A 22145-nucleotide genomic window follows, 5' to 3' on the forward strand; every position below is an offset into this window, starting at 1 on the left:
GGGCTTCGCCGCTTTGTATGAATAAATCGTTGTAAACAATTAGGGATTCCAAAGGGGCTTAGCTCCTTTGGCCGCCGGAGGCGAAATCAATTCGTCAAAAGCGCGATAGCGCCTCTGGTCCAGCTCCCGGCAGGTCCGCCGGAGGCAATCCCGCATCAAAAGGATTTTCAAATGGGTTTTGGGAAATACGAACCGGAATTGATTGAAAACAAGTGGCAGAAGGAATGGACCGAGAAGGGTGCTTTCAATGTGGAAGCCGACGAGTCCCGCCCCAAGTACTATGTACTGGAAATGTTTCCCTACCCTTCCGGGAAAATCCACATGGGCCATGTGCGCAACTACTCCATCGGTGATGTTGTTGCCCGTTACAAACGCATGAAAGGTTTCAACGTGCTCCACCCCATGGGCTGGGACGCATTCGGCCTTCCTGCTGAAAACGCGGCTATCAAACACAACACCCACCCTGCCGAGTGGACCTACGCCAACATCGATGACATGCGTACCCAGCTTAAACGTCTGGGCTACTCCTACGACTGGCGCCGCGAACTGGCTACCTGCCACCCCGGCTATTACAAATGGGAACAGCAATTTTTCCTCAAATTTCTGGAAAAGGGTCTGGTTTACCGCAAAAAGTCCCCGGTCAACTGGTGTGAAACCTGCCATACCGTTCTGGCTAACGAACAGGTTGAAGAGGGGCTTTGCTGGCGCTGTGACACCGAAGTTGTCCAGAAAGAACTTTCCCAGTGGTTCATGCGCATCACCGATTACGCTGAAGAACTGCTTGAAAGCCTGAATGAGCTTGAAGGCGGCTGGCCTGAACGCGTTATCACCATGCAGCGCAACTGGATCGGTAAATCCATCGGTGCGGAGCTCGACTTCGAAGTTGAGAACTGCGATGAAACCATCAGTGTTTTCACCACCCGTCCTGATACCCTTTTCGGTGCAACTTTCATGTCTCTGGCTGCCGAGCATCCCATGGTGGAAAAGCTCATCGAAGGCAAGCCGGAAGCAGACAAAGTCCGCGAATTTGTACACAAGGTCTCCAATATGGACCGCATTGTACGCGGTGCTGACGACCTCGAAAAAGAAGGCGTTTTCACCGGAGCATACTGCATCAACCCACTCAACGGTCAGAAGATGCCCATCTACGTGGCAAACTTCGTCCTCATGGGTTACGGTACCGGCGCAGTAATGGCTGTTCCCGCACACGACCAGCGCGACTTTGAATTCGCCAAGAAATATGACCTGCCTATGCAGATAGTCATCCAGCCTGAAGGGGAAACCCTTAAACTGGAAGAAATGGAAGAAGCATACTCCGCTCCCGGTGTACTGGCTAATTCCGGCGAATTCGACGGCATGCCCAACGAAGATGCCAAGGGCGCAATTGTCGAATTTCTCGGCAAGTCCGGCAAGGGCAAGAAGTCCATCAACTACCGTCTGCGCGACTGGAACATTTCCCGTCAGCGTTTCTGGGGCTCCCCCATTCCGGTAATATACTGCGACGAATGCGGCATTGTGCCCGTTCCCGAACAGGACCTGCCCGTTGTACTGCCCGAAGATGCAGTAATGAACGAGGACGGTCGTTCTCCGCTGCCGGATATGGAAAGCTTCCACAACGTTACCTGCCCCAAATGCGGCAAGGCTGCAAAGCGTGAAACCGACACCATGGATACCTTCGTGGAATCCTCATGGTACTTCATGCGCTACACCGATTCCCGCAAGGCTGACGCTCCCTTTGACAGCAAGTCCCTCGAATACTGGACTCCGGTAGACCAGTACATCGGCGGTATTGAGCACGCTATCCTGCACCTGCTCTACGCAAGATTCTTCACCAAGATCCTGCGTGACGAAGGTTACACCGAGCTTAGCGAACCGTTCAAGAACCTGCTCACTCAGGGCATGGTCCTCAAAGACGGTGCCAAGATGTCCAAATCCAAAGGCAACGTAGTTGACCCCAACGCCATGATCAACAAATACGGTGCGGACGCCACCAGACTGTTCATCCTCTTTGCCTCCCCGCCTGAAAAAGACCTCGAATGGTCCGATCAGGGTCTGGAAGGAGCGCATCGCTTCCTGAACAGAATCTGGAGACTGGCAGAAGAATTCGAAGGCAAGCTCAGCGCAACCGGCGCATGTGCCAAACCTTCCATGGAACTTTCTTCCGATGCCAAGACCCTGCGCCTCAAGGAACACGAGACGGTAAAGCGCGCCAGCCGTGACATGGAGAACAAATTCCAGTTCAACACTGTCATTGCTGCAAGCATGGAGCTGGTCAACGAGATTTACTCTCTCAAAGACAAGCTCATGGAAACTGAAGACGGCCGTTTCGCGCTCTCTTCCGCATACAGCACCGTGCTGACCGTGCTCTCCCCCATTGCTCCGCATATCTGCGAAGAACTCTGGGCTGCCATGGGTTACGAAGGCTACATTGCCGAAGTAGAATGGCCCGAGCACGACGAAGAAGCACTGGTTACCGACGAAATCCTGATCATCATTCAGGTTAACGGTAAAATGCGCGGAAAACTCTCCGTGCCCGCTGCTGCTTCCAAAGAAGAAATTGAAAAAACAGCACTTGCCCACGAAAACGTGACCAAGCATACCGATGACAAAACCATCCGTAAGGTTATCGTAGTTCCCGGCAAGTTGATTAATATTGTTGCAAATTAGCCCTTCGGGGACCAGAGAGGGAAACTTTTCCAAAAGTTTCCCTCTCTGGACTCTCCCTTCAAAACTTTTTAACGGGCTTCGCGTCATGAGGAGTTAGAGCTGTGGTTATTATGAATTCTGTGAAAAAGCTGGTCCTGCTGCTGTGTGTTGTTTTTGCTGTATCTGCCTGCGGCTACCATAACTCTGCTACTGAGCCGAACAGGGTCAGTAAACAATTCCATGAAGTTGCTATCGCAAAAGTGGAAAACCCCACTCTTGAACGCTGGCTTGAGCCTAAAATCCGCTCCATGCTCCGTGATGAGATCACCCGCCGCGGCCAGTTGGTCTGGACCGATAAGTCCAAGGCAGAAGCACTCATCAACATCAGGATTCTGGAACTTTCCGACGGCAGCCGCATCCTCGGCGATCAGGACGTAACCCTGAAATACGACATGACCCTCAAGGTCCAGATGCAGGTCATCAGTGCATCTGACGGTGCCCTGATCTGGAACTCCGGTCCCATGACAGTGACTGAATCTTACTACACCGGTCAGGAAGATGCGACCCAGCAGTTGGTCACCAAGCTCATGGTCCGCCGTCTCGTGGACCGCATGAATCAGGCTTACTAATTTTTCTATTAAGGAATTCCATGTCCAGACCCGGATACATGTTTCTCATCTGCCCTGATGCAGAGCTGCTGCACGCCAACATTGCCGAGCTGCAGGAAAAGCACGGGGCCACAGATTACGAGAAAAAAGTATACTGGGCAGACGAAGACCTGCCCCAGCAATTCTGGGACGACCTGACCTTGCAGACCCTTTTCGGCTCCAGCAAGATTGTTATCCTGCGCCGCGCTCACAATTTAAAGGCTGCGGTCTGGGATAACCTGGATAAGACGGTCGCATCCCTTGCAAGTTCATCTTTCCTTTTTATCTGCCTTGAAGGGCAATGGAAAAGCAAGACACCGCCAATTCCGGCAGTACTGAAAAAACGCAAATGCTGGAAATTTGCAGAAAAACAGAAATGGTTCTGGCAATCAGCAGGACTGGATCAGAAATCCATTTCTGGATTTGTGGGAAAATGGGCCAGAGCCAACGGACTGCAAGTTGACAGCCCGGTTCTGAATGCCCTTGCCCAAGCTCTGCCTAAAGATGCCCGAGCCGCCCGGCTGGAGCTGGACAAGCTGGACTTGGCTGCCGGACCTGAACGCAAGATTCTCATGGAACATGTGGGACTGATCGCCCATTCCGAAGAGATGGATTTCTTTGCATTCATGCGGTCCATGTCCGAAGGCGGAGACCCGGTAGAAATCTGGCGCAGGGTGCTGACCAACCACAGCGAAAAAGATTCCATGATCTTCATGCTCACCGCATCTCTGACCCGTGAAGCACGGGCCCTGTGGATGATGATTCATGGCGAAGATTCGGAAGTTCGCCTTCCTCCTTTTGTGAAGAAGCAGAAACAGGCCCTTGCCCAGAGATTGGGCCCGGCCCGCATTGCAAGGCTGTTTGATATCGTTATGGAAGCTGAAATAGGTATCAAGACAGGCCAACGCAAGCCGGAACAGGCCCTTGAACTGCTGGTGGCCTCTCTGACATCATTATTCGCGCCACCGCAAAGCAGACGCTGATTTAATTCAAAACAGTTTTTGAACCGTGTAAAAAGATCATTTTTACACGGTTTTTATGTTTTTGAGCCTGTTTTACACCATTTCATAGGTTAAACAGGTTGCTTTGCACCTGCATCCGGTTTATCCCTGAAAGAAGAAATTCCGTCCGCCGATTTCTCATCCATTTGTCTGAATCAGGCTCCTGTCGGAACAGTACTACTTGCCAAAGCATACTTACTATTTATTTATGAACGACAAACCCCATTACCACGGTCACCGCCAGAGACTGAAAGAAAAACTGGGCAAAGACGCGACAAGTCTTGCCGATTATGAAATTCTGGAACTTATCCTCGGACAGGTTCTGCCCAGGCAGGATACCAAGCCCCTCGCCAAGGAACTCCTAGCTGAGTTCGGCAGTCTGGGCGGGGTTTTCAGGGCACCGGAAGAGCAATTGAAAAAGTTCAAGGGGATCGGTCCGGGAGTTTTAATATTTTTCACGCTTATGCGTGAATTCTGGACCAGAATTGCCGAGGAACCCATGAACGGCAAGGAAGCTATCTCCTCGCCGGATGCAGTCTACAAGGCAGCCATGGCCAGAATAGGAAATTTGTCAAAAGAAGAGTTCTGGATTGCACTGGTCAATAACCGCAACAAAGTGATATGCTGGGAAAGGCTATCGGAGGGTACTGTGGATAAGACCGCAGTCTATCCGCGGGAAGTTGTGGCACTAGCCCTGCGCCATAATGCCAGCGGAGTGATTCTGACCCATAACCATCCCGGCGGGGACCCGTCTCCATCTCCTGAAGACACAGAGAGAACCATGGAAATAGCCGCCCTCTGTCAGGACATGGAAATACGTCTGCTGGACCACGTAATCGTGACTGCAGACAGGTTCCACAGCTTCAAGGAAGCAGGATATTTGTAGTTCACCTCAACTCAAAAGGAGGGGCCTATGACCAGAAGCTATCATTGTGTTGTTACCGGCAAGGTGCAAGGAGTATTCTTCCGGGCCTGGGTAAATGACCAGGCTGCGGCGCTGAACCTCAACGGCTGGGTACGTAATCTGAATGACGGAAAGATTGAAGTACTGCTGCAAGGCGACGAGGCAAAGGTCGCTGAGATGAGAACCAGACTGCTGGTCGGTCCTCCTCTTTCACAGGTTGCAGATGTGAAGTGTGAATGGATGGATTACGAAACCGAGCACAAGGGATTTGAAATCCGTTAGTGAAGGCCCAAAATAAAACTTTATTTATTTTGGTAAAAAACATCAGGCTCGTGGACGAACTACAGTCCGGCCCTGATAAAACAGACTGTAAAGCTCTCCTGCCCCGGCCTTTCCGGTACGGGGCAGGAGATATAATGCTTTTTTTAAATAGCGAACGAACCACTTCTGAACGAAAGGATTTTGCGTTGAAGAAAAAGAAATCACCCATCAAACCTCTGAAACTGAACAAAAAAGACAAAGCGGAAGCCCAGAAGAAAGCGCGAAAGGTATCTTCTCCTGACGCCGGCAATGATCAGGGTCTCAACAAGCCTCCGGTCTCCCCGCTGAATGTCCTGCATGATGCGGCAGATCTACTGGAAGATGCGGGCTCCATCCCTGATGATGCCCATGTGGATATCCCCACCACCCTTCCGGTTCTGGCTGTCCGGGACATCGTTGTCTTCAACTACATGATCCTTCCGCTATTCGTGGGCCGTGAGAAGTCAGTCAATGCTGTGGAAGCGGCCATGACCAGCAACCGCTATGTCATGATCCTCACCCAGAAGGATGAAAGCGTTGAAAATCCCGAACATGAAGACCTCTACTTAACCGGAACCGTATGCATGATCATGCGCATGCTCAAGATGCCTGACGGTCGCCTGAAGGTGCTGGTACAGGGTGTTTCCCGTGCCAGAATCAAGAGATTCATCGGTTCTGAACCTTTTCATATTGCTGAGATAGAGTCTATACCCGAAGCTGAGTCCGGAAAACTGGATGCCACTCAGGAAGCACTGGTCCGCTCCTCCCGCGAGCAGAGTGAGAAAATCCTGACCCTGCGCGGTATATCCTCAGCTGACATCATGAGTGTTCTCAACAGTGTCAACGAACCGGGCCGCCTTGCCGACCTGATTGCTTCAAACCTGCGTATGAAGGTAGAGGTTGCCCAGTCCATCCTTGAGTGCGGTGAACCTGTTAAACGGCTGACTCTGGTCAACACCCAGCTCACTCAGGAAGTGGAAGTCGCTTCCATGCAGAATAAGATCCAGTCCATGGCCAAAGAAGGCATGGACAAGGCTCAGAAAGATTTCTATCTGCGCGAGCAGCTCAAAGCGATTAAAAAAGAACTTGGCGAATCCACCGATGAAGCAGAGGAAGCCGAAGAAATTCGTGCAGCCATTGTCAGAGCCAAAATGCCCAAGGAAGTTCGCAAGGAAGCGGAAAAGCAACTCCGTCGCCTCGAAGCAATGCACCCCGAAGCATCCGAGGCCACAGTCATCCGCACCTATCTGGATTGGATGATCGAGCTTCCGTGGAACAAGCAGTCCCGCGATCGTCTTGATATTATTGAAGCCAAGAAAATTCTCGATGAAGACCATTACGATCTTGAAAAGGTCAAAGAACGCATCCTCGAATACTTGAGTGTTCGCAAGCTGAACCCGTCCATGAAAGGTCCCATCCTCTGCTTTGTGGGCCCTCCGGGTGTCGGTAAAACTTCGCTGGGCCGCTCCATTGCACGCAGCCTGAAGCGCAAGTTCCACCGCATGTCCCTCGGCGGTATGCGCGATGAAGCAGAGATCCGCGGTCACCGCCGGACCTACATCGGCTCAATGCCCGGACGCATCATTCAGGGCATTAAGCAGTGCGGAACCCGCAACCCGGTGATCATGCTTGATGAAATTGACAAGCTCGGCTCTGATTTCCGTGGCGACCCTTCTTCAGCCCTGCTGGAAGTACTGGATCCGGAACAGAACAACACTTTCACCGACCACTACCTGAACGTGCCTTTCGACCTTTCCAAGGTCATGTTCATCTGCACCGCCAACGTGCTGGATTCCATTCCCCGTCCCCTGCTGGACCGCATGGAAGTTATCCGCATCCCCGGCTACACCGAACATGACAAGGTCAACATTGCCAAACGTTACATCCTTGGCCGCCAGTGCAAGGAAAACGGGCTCAAAGAAAATGAAATGATCATGGAAGATAATATCATCGCCAAGATCATCAAGGAATACACCCGCGAAGCCGGACTGCGCAACCTTGAACGCGAAGTCGGTTCCGTATGCCGTAAGCTGGCCCGCAAGAAAGCCGAAGGCGAGAAAGGACCTTTCGAAGTTACCGCTGACAACCTGCACAAGTATCTTGGAATTCCCAAGCATCTTGAAGATGAGAAGGAAAACGAACTTCCCGCAGGTGTCGCGCTGGGCCTCGCATGGACCCCCGTAGGAGGCTCTGTGCTGCATGTGGAAGTCTCTGCCATGCCCGGTAAAGGCAAGCAGCTGCTTACCGGACAGCTCGGCGATGTAATGAAGGAATCCGCACAGGCTGCGGTATCTTTTGCTCGCCGCCATGCAGAGGAATACGGTATCAGCCCCAAATTCCACGAAGAGCAGGACCTGCACATCCACGTGCCCGATGGAGCCACCCCCAAGGACGGACCGTCTGCAGGTGTAACTCTAGTTACTGCTCTTGTTTCTGCGCTGACCGGAATCCCAACCAACCCGGAACTGGCCATGACCGGGGAAATATCCCTGCGCGGACGAGTTCTTCCGGTTGGCGGCATCAAAGAAAAAATCCTCGCAGCCGTATCTCTGGGTATGAAACGGGTACTCATCCCCGCCCAGAACCAAAAGGATCTTGAAGACATTCCCGAAGAACTGTTGAAAAATATCGAGATCACTCCAATCGAGCGCATTGATGAAGTCTGGCCCATTGCCAAGACCAAGTAATCAATCACCAAAAGAGATATTAAAGGCCCGCAAGCAACTAGCTTGCGGGCCTTTCTTTTTAGCCATCGACATCACCGAGAGAGTGCAATATAATCGCCAAGATACAACCTGAATTGGAGATATAATGCACAGAAGTTCCTATGCCCGCATGCAGTGGTTTGTTGAAAACTACTGTCACTCCCCGGAACGCAATTTATCCGTTCTGGATATCGGCAGTTGCGCAGTCAACAAAGACGATCCGTTACAAACCTACCGCCCTTTATTTGCAGAAGACAAATTCAGCTACACCGGACTGGATATGGTAACAGGTCCCAACGTGGATATTGCGGTGAATAATCCGTACTGCTGGCGGGAACTGGAAAACAATTCTTTTGATGTGGTTATCTCCGGGCAGGTATTTGAACATATAGAATTTTTCTGGGAAACAATGAAAGAAATAGCGCGGGTACTCAAAGCCGGCGGCTTGCTTTCAATTGTCGTTCCCGGACCATTCGGGGTCGCCTACCATGCCTGCCCGGTGGACTGTTACCGATTCTTTGCCGACGGCATGATCGCCATGGCCCGTTATGCCGGACTGGAGGTGATCCATGCTTCATCTGCCGCAGCCCCGAAAAATGCACCTGATATCTGGTATGAAACACGGGACAGTTTTCTAATCGCCCGCAAAAGTGAAAACCACCAACTACCGGATATGGCTGATTATATCTTTGAAAAGCCTGACTTCGAAAGAATGCGCAGCGGATTCATTCCCGACAATTACGAGAATAAGGTTTACTACGACATGTTTGCGGTCAGGATTGACGGCAGCGGCACGCTCCATGAGCTGAAAAATATGGAAATGGTCTACCTCTGGGCACTGCCGGATGATCGATTCTATATCTGGGGCACGGGGGGGCAATACGAACTGCATTATCAAACCTTGGTGCAACGAACCAGACCAAAAAATTTCATCGGTTTTCTGGACAGCAATCCCAAGATGCAGGGGACAGAACTGGACGAATATCCTGTTATGGCACCGCAAAATTGTGCTCATGATAAGCCGGATGTGATAATTATCGCTTCCCACGCCCGAAAGGAAATCATGGAAAACATCAGAAACATTCTTAGTAAATAATTCTCCGAGCTGGTGAAGCAGCCTTGCATTCTTCTCAAGCGGACTTATATGTAGGCCAGACATTGCCCCGCCTGACAATTTGGGCTATGCAATTTTTCGCACATGATATCTCAAAGCACGGAGTAAAGAATAAATGCCTATTTTCGAATATAAATGCGCTGACTGCGGCAAGGAATTCGAGGAACTGGTTTTCAATCGGGATGAGTGCCCGCCTTGCCCGGAATGTAAATCCGAGAAAACCGAAAAACTCATGTCCGCCTGTAAGTTCAAAACCGGCAGTGGAGTTCCTGATATGGGTGATTTCGGTGCTGCTCCCGCACCGGCAGCATCTTCCAGCAGCGGTTGTGCCGGGTGCTCCGGCGGCGACTGTTCTTCCTGTGGCAGTTAGATCAAAATAAAATTTCAAACAATACGGCGGAATAATGAGAAAAATTACCATCGCAACACGCGGCAGCAAACTTGCCCTCTGGCAAGCAAACCATATTTCCGACCTTCTGCGTGAAGAATATCCCGGAATCGAAGTTCAGCTGCTCAAGATCAAAACCAAGGGCGACAAGATTCTGGACGTTCCGCTGGCAAAAGTGGGCGGCAAGGGTCTTTTCGTAAAGGAAATCGAAGAAGCACTTCTTGATGGCCGTGCCGACCTCGCTGTTCACAGCATGAAGGATGTTCCCACCGAACTTCCTGAAGGTCTTGAAGTGGGCATTATTCCCCCGCGTGAAGCAGAAACCGACACCCTGCTTTCCGTTAAATACGATTCCCTCAAGGACCTGCCCGCCGGAGCGGTTGTCGGGACCAGCAGCCTGCGCCGCCAGTCTCAAATTCTGGCCCTGCGCGATGACCTGAAAATCGAATCCCTGCGCGGCAACCTTGATACCCGTGTAGGAAAGCTTCTCAACGGAGAATTCGACGCTATCGTGGTTGCTACTGCCGGACTGAACAGACTCAAGCTTTCCGCTCCCAAAAGTGAAGTCCTCGGCCCCCCGACCTTCCTGCCCGCAGTGGCACAGGGTGCGCTGGGCATTGAGTACCGCATTGAGGACACCGAGATTCAGGATATTCTTGCATTTCTGCACGACGAAATGACTGCACGTCAGGTCAAAGCAGAGCGCGGATTCCTGACCGGCCTTGACGGTGGCTGTCAGGTTCCCATCGCAGCTTGGTCCCAGCTTGAAGGAGATCAGGTCAAGCTGACCGGATTTGTTGCTGATATCGACGGTTCCAGCCCCATCCGCATGGAGAAGACCGGACCTGCCGATGACGCATGGAACATCGGCCTTGCCCTTGCCGAAGAAGTTCTGGCTGCAGGAGCCAAGGAAATTCTCGATCGCGTTTACGACAAGTGCTAGCGACCAGTTAAATTGACTGATTTAAGCCCGGAGCATGGTACATGCTCCGGGCTTTTTTAATAAATTCATTATTTTTTCATTAAGACCCTAAAGATAACATTCTGCTGACCGATAAGGCATATAAACAGGAATCATGTTCTTTTAAAAACCATCATTTATAACTTCCAAGGATGGAGGTATACAATGTCAAACGGAACCGAACTCAACAAGGTTTCACAGGTACCGCCCGTAAGGGACGAAGATCTTGCGAACTCTATGAAGAACCTGCAGAAGAAGAGACTGCAGAGGAAGGCATATGCTGACCCTGATATGCACCGCGAGCTGGTGAAGATTATTTCTTCACCTGTCTACAATGCGAATGCACAACTGATTCAGGCAGTCACCAGCAGCCGGGGTTCTGCTTAAAAAATTTCATATAAGGGAATCGCCAATTCCTCCTTAAAATAATAAAAGGCACAGGTTTGCGACAACCTGCGCCTTTTGTCTTTATATAAATGAGAATGCCTTCGGCGCCCCTACCGGTACCAAAGTAACTTTTACCTAACTCTGCTGCTTAAATTTATATAATCCGCAGCCTAGCCACGCCTTCTTCATGGGCCGCAACCTGTCCCACATGGGTGGCAAGATCACCAGCTTCCAGCAGCATATCCATGGCCTGCTGCAATTTACCTTCAGGCACAGCCAACACCAACCCGCCCGAGGTCTGGGCATCAAAAATCAGGTCAGTCTTAATACTGTCAGCATCTGCTGCAGCCTGCACTTGCGAGCTGCAATAGTTGCGATTGGCGAAACTTCCGGCCGGAATCATACCCATGGATGCCAGATCGACAACATCATCCATGAACGGCACTTTATCCAGCCACAGCTCAACAGCCACTCCGGAAGCATCAGCCATTTCCAGCACGTGCCCGCCAAGTCCGAATCCGGTCACATCTGTAGCACCTTTCAAGCCCAGCTCACGGATAACTTTTCCGCCCGCGTTGTTCAGCTTGGATGCCCACTTGTAAACGTCCCTTTCGAACCGTTCTGCACCGTCCCAGTCTGCCTTGAGTGCTGTAGCCAGCACTCCGGTACCGAGAGGCTTGGTCAGCAACAGCTGATCCCCTTCACGCAGCCCCTTGTTGGAAGCAAAACCGTCAGGATCAACCATTCCGGTCACCGAGAGTCCATATTTGATCTCATCGTCCTCAACACTGTGACCTCCGGCCAGAACGGCTCCGGATTCACGAATCTTATCCATGCCGCCCTTGAGAATTTCACGCAGAATATCAGGACCCATTTCTTTCATGGGATAGCAGACGATATTCATGGCGGTCCAAGGTTCACCGCCCATGGCATAAACATCGGAAAGGGAGTTCGCAGCGGCAATCTGCCCGAACCAATATGGATCATTGACCACCGGAGTAAAAAAATCCACGGTCTGAACCAGAGCTTTGCCCGCAGGAAAAGAGACAATGGCGGAATCTTCATTCCCGCCCAGTCCGGTAAGGAGGCGCTCATCCTCCACGGCTAAACCGCACAAAACCTGCTCCAGGTCCCCCGGAGCAATCTTGGCGGCTCAACCAGCAGCTTTAACAGTCTTCACCAATTCTTTTGGCATGACCTAACCTCCTGCATGAACTCCGGCATCGTCATACGTTGCCATTTCGTTATAAATATTTGCGGCAGCACGCAGCATGAACATGGACAGAGCCGCACCGGAACCTTCACCAAGACGCATATCCAGATGCAGCAGCGGCCTGCGCCCAAGCGCCTTGATAACCTTTGCGTAGCCCGGTTCCGCGGAAGCATGGCTGAGTACGCAATAACCGCCAACAGCGGGACATATATTCGCAGCCGCAGCATAAGCGGCAGTGGAAATAAATCCGTCAATACAGACTATCTGCCTGTTCTTGGCTCCACCAATGATCAGACCAGCCAGTGCCGCAATCTCATACCCGCCAAGAGCAGCAAGAATAACAAAAGGATCAGCCGAATGCACGGCTTCAGCATTTGCTTCCAAAGCACGGCGGACAACTCCGGTTTTACGGATCACACCCGCAGCATCAATCCCGCCGCCGGGACCGGTTATATCTGCCGGGTCCAGATCAAAATATGCACAATAAAGGGCCGTTGAAGGGGTTGTGTTGGAAACCCCCATTTCTCCGGTACCAAGAACTTTAATCCCTTGGGCATGAGCTTCATCGGCAAGCTCAACACCAAGTCTTATGGCTTGCAGGCAGCAATCCACATCCATTGCCGGACCCTTGGAAATATTATTCGTACCGCAGGAGATCTTACGCTGGATCAGACCAGGATGTTCCGGGAAAGCCCCTCCCTTGCATCCGGCATCAACAACTATAAGCTCCACTCCGGAAGTTCGGGCCAAAACATTTATACCCGCGCCTCCGGCCAAAAAGTTCTCCACCATCTGGCGGGTAACTTCCTGCGGAAAATAACTTACATCCTCTTCATTAACCCCGTGGTCTCCGGCAATGGTGTATATACGGGCCGGGTCTGCCTGTGGAGGCTTTCCGCCGGAAGCCACGAACATCTTAACCGCAAGATCTTCGAGCCGTCCCAGACTTCCTAAAGGTTTAGTCAGCCTATCCAGATGGGCACGAGCCTGTCCTTCCAAAGATAAATCAACAGGCTGAACACTATCAACGATATGCTGCAATTCTTCTGCGGAAAATTTATTCACTGCCTTAACCTCATATTAACGGCCCTGCCGTATTGAGAAACCATAAACGGGTGTGCTAAAGTTCTTTCGAAATGAAGAAAATCTGTATCTTACATGCCAATTGCCAAGGCGAACCAATGGAAGAGCTGCTATTGCTGAATGAAGAATTCAGCACTGAGTACGAAATCCACCGCTTTACCAACTATACCCGAGAATCCATACCAGCGAAACTCATTGCCGAATGCGACCTCCTCCTCTACCAGCCTCTTCTTGGAACAACATGGGGGGATCTGGCTTCGGAAAAAATAATCTCCCAACTCAAGAAAGAAGCCCTATCAATTGCTTTTCCAAGCATGCTTTTCCTGAACTACTGGCCCTTGTGGTCCAGCGCACCGGGCTTTGATTACCGTGACACTTTCTTGGATTCCCTGCTTGAAAAAGAACTCAGTGAATCTCAGATTCTGCACCTTTTCATGAAAACCCGGCTGACCAACATCTATGATTTAAAAGAAATCATGGATAAATCAATAAGCACCGAAAGAATCAAGGAAAGCCGGACCCCGGTAAAATATGTGGACTGGATTCTTGAAAATTACAGGCACAAGCCCCTTTTCAATACCATCAACCATCCACGGACAGAACTGTTATGCATGATCGCAAATACCATTCTGGAAGAGTTGGGGATGGGTCGGCTGAGTGAGCAGGCTTTGCAGAATTTCCCGCCGCCCTTTGCAGACTTTGAGCAGCCCATTCATCCACAGGTGGTAGAATTCTTAAACCTCGAATTCGGCGGACCTCAGCACCACTACCATGTCTACGGAGCGGAGCTGACTTTTGAGGAATACGCCATGCGTTACATCAAATGCCGCAAAAACAACATTGACGACTTCATAGGATTCCTCATGACTGCCGCAAGGATGGAAAAGAATTAACCATTCAGGTTAGGCGGTCCCATTACGATCATTTCAGCGAGAGTCAGGTCCACTTTAGGCATGGTTCTGATCTTGTTGCCGAGTAAACCCATTTCAAGTCCCACGAGTTCCTTATAGAGCGGGGTACGATCCACAACAGGGACGTTTTCCATATCCTTGGTCAGATCCTGACACTTGAAACATCCGGGAAATGAAAGCTGGCGTCCATTGGGCTGACGCAGGGTATTCACTACACCGTGCATACGACAGATCATAAGTCTGTGCTTGTAAACACCGCAGAGGCCGTCATCATTGAGCGGGCACATAATCTTGGGACGCATGCCGCTCTCCAGCATGGCCTTGGCATTACGCACGTAATCTTCTGAGCGTTGGATATATTCATTGCGCTTGGCTTCAGGAAGCTTGTTCAGTCCCTGCCAAAGATAAGTCCACTCCACGTAGGTGTGGTGCTGGAAATAACTGGTACAGCAGTTTTCTTCGCACCCTTCGCAGGAAAGACCGATTTTTGCGGAAGTTTCAGCATACACAGAGGCCATACGCTCATAAAGAGCATCCAGTTTGCGGAACACGGCCTGTCTGGTCATTTTCTTCATTATATATCCTTAACTTTTTTTGCTTCTTTAGACTTGAGCCACTCACAGATCTGCTCGACGCACTCGTCCGGGGAACACTGGTCCGTATCAACGGCGAAATCAGCATACTCCTCATAAAGGGGAATCCTTTCCTCATAAAGACTTTCCAGCGTCTGCCCCGGAACAATGGCCAGCCCGCGATTCTCTCCGCAACCGACCCGTTGGAGACATGTTTCACTGGAAATACGAAGATAAACAACCGGACCGAGACCTTTCAGCCTTTCCATAGCCTTGGGGCCGTAAATAACACTCCCCCCGGTGGAAACTACAGTGCGGATCACCCCGAGACCGGAAACTATATATTCTTCGGTCTTGCGGAATTCCGGCACGCCCAGATGATCCACAATATCCTGCAGCGGACGGCCATAGTAGCTCTCGATGACAGCGTCGGTATCCATATGCTCCCAACCGAGCTTCTTAGCCAGAAGCGGCGAAAGCGTTGATTTACCCGCTCCGGCCATACCGATCAGGATAACAGAGCAATCCTCTGAAAATTCATTACTCCATTCTTGCATAAAAAATATCAAACCTTCCGGGCGCAAAACGCTCCGTGCTGAGACAGATAAAACTAGGAATGAATGATGACAACCTTATCTTCGTCATCGCGTTCCTTGACCAGAACGTTTACGTGCTGATCTTCAAAAGTGACAACTTCCTTACCGACGTAATCAGCCCGGATTGGAAGTTCACGGTGTCCGCGGTCTACCAGCACGAGCAGTTCCACCCGGCGCGGGCGTCCGAAATCAAGCACGGCCTCAAGAGCGGCACGAACGGTTCTTCCGGAAAAAAGCACGTCATCCACCAGAATGATAGATGCTGATTCAATATTAAAAGGAATCTCAGTGCAGTTGATACTCGGCTGACGGGTCAAATTGGTCCAGTCATCGCGGTAAAGGTTGATGTCCAGCTTACCGAGTGGAATCTTACGCCCCAGCTTTTCATCGAGAATAAGCTTCAAGCGCTCCGCAAGATCTGCACCGCGGCGTTGAATACCGATAATGGCGAGATTATCACTGTCTCCGCGCCGTTCAGTAATCTCTGAAGCAAGACGATCCAGAGTACGGGCCATGTCCTTTTCCGAAAGTATAATTTTCTGTTCCTTCATGTTATCCCATCTTAAAAGAAGTTGATTCTTAATATCAAATCTGTTCAAATCACTTTTTTAAAACAACCTGCCGGAACTAGCTATAAGTAATGTATGCAGTCAATGCAATCCCCCGCTTTCCGGCTAACAAGGATATGCTATGCACAGCACATTTGAAATCAAAGGTATGACTTGTTCCGCCTGTTCTGCACGGCTGGAAAGAGTCATCGGCAATTTGGACGGTGTTAATAGTGCAACAATCAATCTGGCAGCGGAATCATTGGCTGCCGATTATGACCCGGAGCAGATCTCCGCGGCAGATATTATTGCTTCAGTAGAAATGGCCGGATTCGAAGCAACGGAAAAAATCGAAGGAACCGAACTGACCCTGCCGATTTCAGGCATGACCTGCTCCGCCTGCTCATCAAGGCTGGAGCGGGTACTCAATGCGAACGATGGCGTAATAGAGGCACAGGTCAGCCTTGCATCAGAAAGTGCAACCTTGAACTTCAACCCCGCCAAAATTTCACTACGCCAGATCAGGCAACTAATTGCCGATGCAGGATTTGAATCCGGTCAGATTCAATCAGCCCATAACGCCAAAGATAACTTTGAAAAAAGAAAGGCCGAAAACGAGGCCAAACTTGGCGAAATGAAAAACAGGCTCATTTCAGCCCTCGCCTTCACTATTCCTCTTTTGACTATCACCATGGGTCACATGGTCGGGATGCCTTTGCCTTCTTTCATTGAACCACACAGTTCTCCACTGGGCTTCGCCCTGATCCAATTATTTCTGACCGCTCCGGTACTCTGGTTCGGGCGCAACTTTTACCAGCACGGCTTTCCAAACCTGTTACGCCGCGCCCCCAATATGGATTCCCTGATTGCCGTGGGAACATCAGCGGCAGTGATTTACTCCCTATGGAACACAATTGAAATAGCACTGGGCATTGATGCGCAGGCACGCGCCATGGACCTTTATTATGAGTCCGCGGCAACAATTATTGCCTTGATCCTGCTTGGAAAATTTCAGGAAACACGCGCCCGTTCCCGCACTTCAGATGCGATTGAAAAACTAATGGACCTGACCCCTGCTCAGGCAATCCTGCTGCAAAACGGCGAACAGATCCCCACTCCGGTGGAAGAAATCGGCCCCGGCGACCTGATCCTCATCCGCCCCGGAGACCGGGTGGCAGCAGATGGCAAGGTTGCTGACGGACATTCCGATGTCGACGAATCAATGCTCACCGGAGAATCCATGCCTGTACCCAAAAACGCAGGTGACGATGTAGCAGGAGGAACGGTGAATACCGGAGGCGGAGCACTTAAAGTGCAGGTCACAAATGTCGGCGAAAACACCGTGCTTGCTCGCATCATCCGTCTTGTTCAGGAAGCACAGGGGTCCAAGGCTCCCATCTCCAGCCTTGCGGATACGGTCAGCTTTTATTTTGTACCTACTGTCATGGCTATCGGCATTGCCGCAGCTCTGGGCTGGTTCTTCTTCAGCGATGAACCCTTCACCTTTGCCCTGCGCATCTTTATCAGCGTAATGGTCATCGCCTGCCCCTGCGCCATGGGACTGGCAACCCCGACCGCCATCATGGTCGGTACCGGACGCGGAGCCCAATTGGGTGTACTGGTTAAATCCGGTGCTGCACTTGAAACGGCTGGAAAGATCGAAACCATGATCTTCGACAAAACCGGAACCCTGACCTACGGCAAACCTGAAGTGGCAGAAGCTTTCAGCATGGACGGCGAAAATCAGCAGGAGCTGCTACTGCTTGCCGGATCTGCAGAGAAACAATCCGAACACCCGCTGGCAAAGGCAGTTGTCCGCGCTGCCAAAGAAATCGGTTCTCCTCTTCCCGAAACTACCGCTTTTCAGGCTGTATCCGGACTGGGGATCAATACTGAAACAGCAGGACATGCCATGCTGCTTGGTAACCGGAAATTCCTTGAACAAAGTTTTGTCAGCGATCTGGATAATATTGCTGCAAATGAAGCTGCACTTCACTTTGCCGCTTCCGGTCAAAGCCCTCTTTACATTGCCAAGAACGGTAAGCTTGCCGGGATTCTGGCCATTGCCGACCGCATTAAGGATGAAACTCCCCAGACAATAAATAAGTTGCATGAACTTGGGGTGCAAACAGTCATGCTCACCGGGGATAATGAAAAAGTGGCCCGCACCATTGCCGATAAAGCCGGAATCGACAAGGTAATTGCTCAGGTCATGCCTGACCGCAAAGCCGAAGTGGTCAACAAGGAAAAAGCGGCTGGCCGCAAAGTGGCTATGATCGGGGACGGAATCAACGATGCCCCGGCCCTTGCTTCAGCTGATCTTGGCATCGCCATGGGCACCGGAATTGATGTTGCAATCGAATCAGGAGACGTTGTACTTATGAAAGGTGATTTGAGCGGAGTACTCACTGCCCTTTCACTAAGCAGGGCAACAGTTCGCAATATCAAACAGAACCTGTTCTGGGCTTTTGCCTTCAACGTACTGGGGATTCCGGTTGCAGCCGGACTGCTTCACATATTCGGTGGACCTACCCTTTCCCCAATGTTTGCTGCGGCAGCCATGTCCTTAAGTTCAGTTACTGTAGTCAGCAATGCCCTGAGACTGAAATTTTTTAAACCGGAAGATTAATTTGAAAGACATCACCCTTGTTTTCCCGCAATGGCAGGGTTCCATCGACAACGAAGCCTTATATAAAGGAGCATTCGCGCTGGCCGAAGGAATAGAAAATCTTCCTGCTGTAACTGCAGTGAAAACAGAGACGTTCAAAAAGATCGAACCCAGCGGTTCAATTGCCGGTCTGGATGACATTGTACAGCAGTTGAGAAACGCACTTTCCACACTTGAACAGGCAGAAGCTGAGCGCGTCCTGCTGCTGGGCGGCGACTGCGGAACCGAATTTGTGCCGGTTTCATGGATGTCGCGCAGACACGGGTACAAAATGGCCCTGATCTGGTTTGACGCCCACCCAGACTTGAACAACCCGGAAACTTCCAAGTCCGGGCGCTTTCAAGGAATGGCTCTTTCCGCCATTCTCGGCAACGCAGGACCGGAAATTAATGCGACAATGTTCAACCCGCTGAGCTCCAGACAGGTCTTCCTCGCCGGAACCAGATCTTTTGATCCCCCGGAAATGGAATTTATTGCAAATAACAAGATAACTATTTTCGGACCCGAGGAACTTGCTCATGAACCGGCAGGGCTGGCAAAGCAAATCAAGGATGCAGGATTCAGCAAAGTATACATCCATCTTGATGTGGATGCAGTAGACCCCATCGGTTTTGGACATGGTAAACCTGCCCCTCCGGCAGGGCTTGATTTCGGCAGCATCTTAAAAATAATCGATGAAGTAGGCAGCAGGCTGGACATATGCGGGCTGGGTATAACAGAATTCCACCCCGGCAATGCAAGAGGTATAAAGAAAGCTGCCTTATTGATTGAGACAACACTTCCGGGATTTATAACTAAATAAAATCACAAAAAACAAAAGCCGTACTGCAACAATTAATGCAGTACGGCTTTTATACATTGAACACACGAAGCATTATATCAAATCATCAAGATAAATCCCTGATCATATCCTTTACCAGCTTCCCGTTGGGGGTTCGTGCACCGGGATTCATCTGGACCAACCCATTCCATGCCTGAATAGCGCCGGCCTTATCTTTAAGGTCGTAGTAAAGAACTATCCCTTTATTCAAACGCGCGGTTTCATGTGTCGGCGCAGCAAGAATAGCTTTATCGAAATTTTCGACCGCCTTTTGCGGGTTGCCGTTACGGCGGTACATGACTCCCAGATCAGTAAGCACATGCGCATTATCAGGTTCAATGGCAAGTGATTTACTGTAGGCATCAATCGCGTTGGCATACTGGTCAGTATCAAAGTACAGGTTACCCAGTTTCGTCCACAGATTTACGGACTCCGGCTGGGATTCCAAAAGTTTTTTTGTCTCTTCAATCTGCTGGGCGAAACTGCTGGCACTTCCAGCTCCACCTGCCACTTGCGGTGTAGATGAATCCTTCAACGCAGGCATGAAAACCCCGCCAAAAAACAGCCCTACAGCCAATGCTGCGACCACCACAATGATCATATTGCTATTTTTTTTGCTACCGCCAGAGGAAGGTGCTCCCGTTGCTGAGGATTTTCTCCCCTTTCCTTTTTTTCCCAAACCTATCTCCCTGTAACTTCCGGCCTCAAATTCAGAAGTTCTGTTCATGCAAATCGCACAAGCAAAGTGCAACAAATTACCGCTTTGTGCAAAATTACGTACATTTCAACACAAAACACATTTAAAACAACCGCCATTCATTATTTCCTGCATTAATCAGCAATAGCCATACCAGTCTTCCTCCCCACGGATTGCCCACATACTTATGACAAAAATGGATATCCAAAAACTATCTCTTTTCTTGAATTTAACTATTTCTCAAAAATCGACCCTTATTTTTAGCAAAACGAAATGTGCAGTATTTTATTTTATCTATTCAGAAAGTTTTTTGTCTTATACAAAATTTGAGCAATTAACTACAGAAATGTAGTTTTTAAATGTAACGCACACAAAACAACAAAGCAGAAAAAGAAGCACTTTATCGTTTTGCATCAAAAACTATTATTATTTTGAGCCAAATAAAAATTCACAATAAATTTCTTGCCCATTTCTTCTGTTTTATGTACGTAGTTCAGAATATTATTTTGCAAAGGGGTAATTCTGCGAACCTGTGCTAGTATTTCGCGGAAATTTGGTGCTAAAAAAAACAAGGGATTATTTATGGATTTCATGACTTCACTGGACGCTATTGTTGGTAAGATCGGTGCATTTGCATGGGGACCGCCTATGCTGGTTCTCCTGGTCGGTACAGGCTTCTGGCTGACCCTCGCACTGCGCGGCGTTCAGTTCAGCAAATTGATGTACGCATTGTACCTTGCACTCATTAAGCGCAAGGAAGAAACAGACGAACCCGGTGACATCACCCATTTCCAGGCTCTGATGACCGCTCTCTCCGCCACAGTAGGTACCGGTAACATTGCAGGTGTTGCTACCGCAGTTGCAGTTGGTGGACCGGGAGCTCTTTTCTGGATGTGGATCACCGGCCTCGTAGGCATGGCCACCAAATACGCTGAAGCTGTTCTTGCTGTTAAATACAGAGAAGTTGATGAAAACGGCGAAATGAGCGGTGGCCCCATGTACTATCTTTCCAAGGGCCTCAACATGCCCTGGCTCGGTACTCTTTTCGCGATTTTCGCATCCATCGCCGCCTTCGGTATCGGTAACATGGTTCAGTCCAACTCCGTTGCTGATGCAGTTGAAGCGACCTACGGTATTTCTCCTTACATCACCGGCGGACTGCTGATGATCCTGACTGCTGCCGTTATCCTCGGCGGTATCAAGAAAATCGGTAAAGTTACCGGAATGCTCGTACCCGTTATGATCGTTTTCTACATGGCCGGCGCATCATACATCATTCTGGCAAACATTGCTGAAGTACCAGCGGCTTTTGCCCTTATTTTCGAACAGGCTTTCAACCCCACTTCCGCAGTCGGCGGCTTTGCCGGCGCAACTGTAATGCTGGCTATCCGCATGGGTGTTGCCCGCGGTGTATTCTCCAACGAATCCGGTCTTGGTAGTGCTCCTATCGCTGCAGCTGCAGCGCAGACCAAAGAGCCTGTAACTCAGGCTCTGGTCTCCATGACCCAGACCTTTATCGATACTCTCATCGTCTGCACCATGACCGGGCTGGTTCTCATTATCACCGGCGCATGGTCCAACGGAACCACCGGTGCCGAACTGACTACCATCGCCTTTTCACAGGGCATGGCAGGCGGTGCACACATCGTTACTATCGGCCTGATTCTTTTCGCCTACTCCACCATTCTCGGCTGGTGCTACTACGGTGAAAAATCAATGGAATACCTGTTCGGTGTAAAGGCAGTACTGCCCTTCCGTCTCGTATTCATCTGCTTCGTAGGTGTTGGTGCCATTGCCAAGCTCAGCTTCGTATGGAACCTCTCCGACACCTTTAACGGCCTTATGGCTATCCCCAACCTTATCGGCCTGATTATGCTAACCCCGGTTGTTGTAGCTGAAACCAAGGCCTACTTCGCCAAGCAGAACACAAAAGCAGCCGCACAGACTGAAAACAACTAGTCTGCTACGGACAAATGCACACAAA

At 50.3% G+C, this 22145-nt stretch carries 20 protein-coding genes; 14 read left to right on the plus strand and 6 right to left on the minus strand.

Translation table 11 applies throughout. The annotated features are described in order from the left end of the window. Positions 1–171: 171 nt before the first annotated feature. From leuS to ACKU40_RS12585, 10 genes are all read left to right on the plus strand, one after another. A complete protein-coding gene (leuS, locus tag ACKU40_RS12540) occupies positions 172–2667 on the plus strand; it encodes a leucine--tRNA ligase (protein WP_320173130.1) in 2496 nt (831 codons plus the stop codon). A 110-nt stretch (positions 2668–2777) separates the two neighbouring features. Further along, positions 2778–3275: an LPS assembly lipoprotein LptE gene (lptE, locus tag ACKU40_RS12545; RefSeq protein WP_320176385.1), complete on the plus strand. Its 498-nt coding sequence runs from the start codon at positions 2778–2780 to the stop codon at positions 3273–3275. Between the two features lie 20 nt (positions 3276–3295). Then, positions 3296–4276, plus strand: a complete 981-nt coding sequence (holA, locus tag ACKU40_RS12550; RefSeq protein ID WP_320173131.1) for a DNA polymerase III subunit delta — start codon at positions 3296–3298, stop codon at positions 4274–4276. Positions 4277–4502: 226 nt separating this feature from the next. Then, positions 4503–5180: a DNA repair protein RadC gene (gene radC, locus ACKU40_RS12555; protein ID WP_320173132.1), complete on the plus strand. Its 678-nt coding sequence runs from the start codon at positions 4503–4505 to the stop codon at positions 5178–5180. A gap of 27 nt (positions 5181–5207) precedes the next feature. Then, positions 5208–5480: an acylphosphatase gene (locus tag ACKU40_RS12560; protein WP_320173133.1), complete on the plus strand. Its 273-nt coding sequence runs from the start codon at positions 5208–5210 to the stop codon at positions 5478–5480. Positions 5481–5614: 134 nt separating this feature from the next. Continuing rightward, on the plus strand, positions 5615–8185 hold the full coding sequence (lon, locus tag ACKU40_RS12565) for an endopeptidase La (RefSeq protein WP_320173134.1): 2571 nt from the start codon (positions 5615–5617) through the stop codon (positions 8183–8185). A gap of 124 nt (positions 8186–8309) precedes the next feature. Continuing rightward, positions 8310–9299, plus strand: coding sequence for a methyltransferase domain-containing protein (locus ACKU40_RS12570; protein ID WP_320173135.1), 990 nt, complete (start codon positions 8310–8312; stop codon positions 9297–9299). Positions 9300–9432: 133 nt separating this feature from the next. Further along, positions 9433–9687: a zinc ribbon domain-containing protein gene (locus ACKU40_RS12575; protein ID WP_320173136.1), complete on the plus strand. Its 255-nt coding sequence runs from the start codon at positions 9433–9435 to the stop codon at positions 9685–9687. Between the two features lie 34 nt (positions 9688–9721). After that, positions 9722–10648: a hydroxymethylbilane synthase gene (hemC, locus tag ACKU40_RS12580; protein ID WP_320173137.1), complete on the plus strand. Its 927-nt coding sequence runs from the start codon at positions 9722–9724 to the stop codon at positions 10646–10648. 183 nt (positions 10649–10831) lie between these two features. Then, a complete protein-coding gene (locus tag ACKU40_RS12585; RefSeq protein WP_320173138.1) occupies positions 10832–11053 on the plus strand; it encodes a hypothetical protein in 222 nt (73 codons plus the stop codon). A 154-nt stretch (positions 11054–11207) separates the two neighbouring features. Here ACKU40_RS12585 and selD read toward each other — a convergent pair whose 3' ends face one another. Continuing rightward, entirely contained in the window at positions 11208–12248 is a 1041-nt protein-coding gene (selD, locus tag ACKU40_RS12590) for a selenide, water dikinase SelD (protein ID WP_320173139.1), read from the minus strand. 3 nt (positions 12249–12251) lie between these two features. Beyond that, entirely contained in the window at positions 12252–13331 is a 1080-nt protein-coding gene (gene cobT / locus ACKU40_RS12595) for a nicotinate-nucleotide--dimethylbenzimidazole phosphoribosyltransferase (protein ID WP_320173140.1), read from the minus strand. A gap of 116 nt (positions 13332–13447) precedes the next feature. On the opposite strand from cobT, the gene ACKU40_RS12600 reads away from it, so the two are divergent. After that, positions 13448–14242 (plus strand): WcbI family polysaccharide biosynthesis putative acetyltransferase, encoded by a 795-nt coding sequence (locus ACKU40_RS12600; RefSeq protein ID WP_320173141.1) that lies wholly within the window; start codon positions 13448–13450, stop codon positions 14240–14242. Here ACKU40_RS12600 and ACKU40_RS12605 read toward each other — a convergent pair. From ACKU40_RS12605 to pyrR, 3 genes are read right to left on the minus strand one after another with little or no spacing between them, the layout of a single operon-like run. Beyond that, positions 14239–14835, minus strand: coding sequence for a hypothetical protein (locus tag ACKU40_RS12605; protein ID WP_320173142.1), 597 nt, complete (start codon positions 14833–14835; stop codon positions 14239–14241). The genes ACKU40_RS12600 and ACKU40_RS12605 overlap by 4 nt on opposite strands. Then, the gene (gene thrB, locus ACKU40_RS12610; RefSeq protein ID WP_320173143.1) at positions 14835–15389 is read right to left on the minus strand and encodes a homoserine kinase; all 555 of its coding nucleotides are present in this window, start codon (positions 15387–15389) and stop codon (positions 14835–14837) included. The genes ACKU40_RS12605 and thrB overlap by 1 nt, the downstream gene beginning before the upstream one ends. 53 nt (positions 15390–15442) lie before the next feature. After that, positions 15443–15979, minus strand: a complete 537-nt coding sequence (gene pyrR, locus ACKU40_RS12615) for a bifunctional pyr operon transcriptional regulator/uracil phosphoribosyltransferase PyrR (protein WP_320173144.1) — start codon at positions 15977–15979, stop codon at positions 15443–15445. Positions 15980–16118: 139 nt separating this feature from the next. Here pyrR and ACKU40_RS12620 point away from each other — a divergent pair, with 139 nt between their 5' ends. Together ACKU40_RS12620 and ACKU40_RS12625 are read left to right on the plus strand one after the other, a co-directional pair. Beyond that, the gene (locus ACKU40_RS12620; protein WP_320173145.1) at positions 16119–18605 is read left to right on the plus strand and encodes a copper-translocating P-type ATPase; all 2487 of its coding nucleotides are present in this window, start codon (positions 16119–16121) and stop codon (positions 18603–18605) included. Position 18606: 1 nt separating this feature from the next. Next, positions 18607–19446, plus strand: a complete 840-nt coding sequence (locus ACKU40_RS12625) for an arginase family protein (RefSeq protein WP_320173146.1) — start codon at positions 18607–18609, stop codon at positions 19444–19446. 85 nt (positions 19447–19531) lie between these two features. Here the strand turns inward: ACKU40_RS12625 and ACKU40_RS12630 are convergent, their stop codons facing one another. Then, the gene (locus tag ACKU40_RS12630) at positions 19532–20143 is read right to left on the minus strand and encodes a tetratricopeptide repeat protein (RefSeq protein WP_320173147.1); all 612 of its coding nucleotides are present in this window, start codon (positions 20141–20143) and stop codon (positions 19532–19534) included. A 600-nt stretch (positions 20144–20743) separates the two neighbouring features. Here ACKU40_RS12630 and ACKU40_RS12635 point away from each other — a divergent pair. After that, positions 20744–22120 (plus strand): sodium:alanine symporter family protein, encoded by a 1377-nt coding sequence (locus tag ACKU40_RS12635; protein WP_320173148.1) that lies wholly within the window; start codon positions 20744–20746, stop codon positions 22118–22120. Positions 22121–22145: the final 25 nt, after the last annotated feature.

Source organism: Maridesulfovibrio sp. (genome assembly GCF_963666665.1).
GTDB lineage: Bacteria > Desulfobacterota > Desulfovibrionia > Desulfovibrionales > Desulfovibrionaceae > Maridesulfovibrio.

Coding starts and splice junctions, on each gene's coding strand:
- ACKU40_RS12585 (WP_320173138.1), top strand. CDS start 10,832: ATGTCAAACGGAACCGAACTCAACAAGGTTTCACAGGTACCGCCCGTA.
- ACKU40_RS12575 (WP_320173136.1), top strand. CDS start 9,433: ATGCCTATTTTCGAATATAAATGCGCTGACTGCGGCAAGGAATTCGAG.
- ACKU40_RS12560 (WP_320173133.1), top strand. CDS start 5,208: ATGACCAGAAGCTATCATTGTGTTGTTACCGGCAAGGTGCAAGGAGTA.
- lon (WP_320173134.1), top strand. CDS start 5,615: ATGCTTTTTTTAAATAGCGAACGAACCACTTCTGAACGAAAGGATTTT.
- hemC (WP_320173137.1), top strand. CDS start 9,722: ATGAGAAAAATTACCATCGCAACACGCGGCAGCAAACTTGCCCTCTGG.
- radC (WP_320173132.1), top strand. CDS start 4,503: ATGAACGACAAACCCCATTACCACGGTCACCGCCAGAGACTGAAAGAA.
- holA (WP_320173131.1), top strand. CDS start 3,296: ATGTCCAGACCCGGATACATGTTTCTCATCTGCCCTGATGCAGAGCTG.
- lptE (WP_320176385.1), top strand. CDS start 2,778: ATGAATTCTGTGAAAAAGCTGGTCCTGCTGCTGTGTGTTGTTTTTGCT.
- ACKU40_RS12605 (WP_320173142.1), bottom strand. CDS start 14,835: ATGAAGAAAATGACCAGACAGGCCGTGTTCCGCAAACTGGATGCTCTT.
- ACKU40_RS12620 (WP_320173145.1), top strand. CDS start 16,119: ATGCACAGCACATTTGAAATCAAAGGTATGACTTGTTCCGCCTGTTCT.
- thrB (WP_320173143.1), bottom strand. CDS start 15,389: ATGCAAGAATGGAGTAATGAATTTTCAGAGGATTGCTCTGTTATCCTG.
- ACKU40_RS12635 (WP_320173148.1), top strand. CDS start 20,744: ATGGATTTCATGACTTCACTGGACGCTATTGTTGGTAAGATCGGTGCA.
- leuS (WP_320173130.1), top strand. CDS start 172: ATGGGTTTTGGGAAATACGAACCGGAATTGATTGAAAACAAGTGGCAG.
- pyrR (WP_320173144.1), bottom strand. CDS start 15,979: ATGAAGGAACAGAAAATTATACTTTCGGAAAAGGACATGGCCCGTACT.
- ACKU40_RS12600 (WP_320173141.1), top strand. CDS start 13,448: ATGGAAGAGCTGCTATTGCTGAATGAAGAATTCAGCACTGAGTACGAA.
- ACKU40_RS12570 (WP_320173135.1), top strand. CDS start 8,310: ATGCACAGAAGTTCCTATGCCCGCATGCAGTGGTTTGTTGAAAACTAC.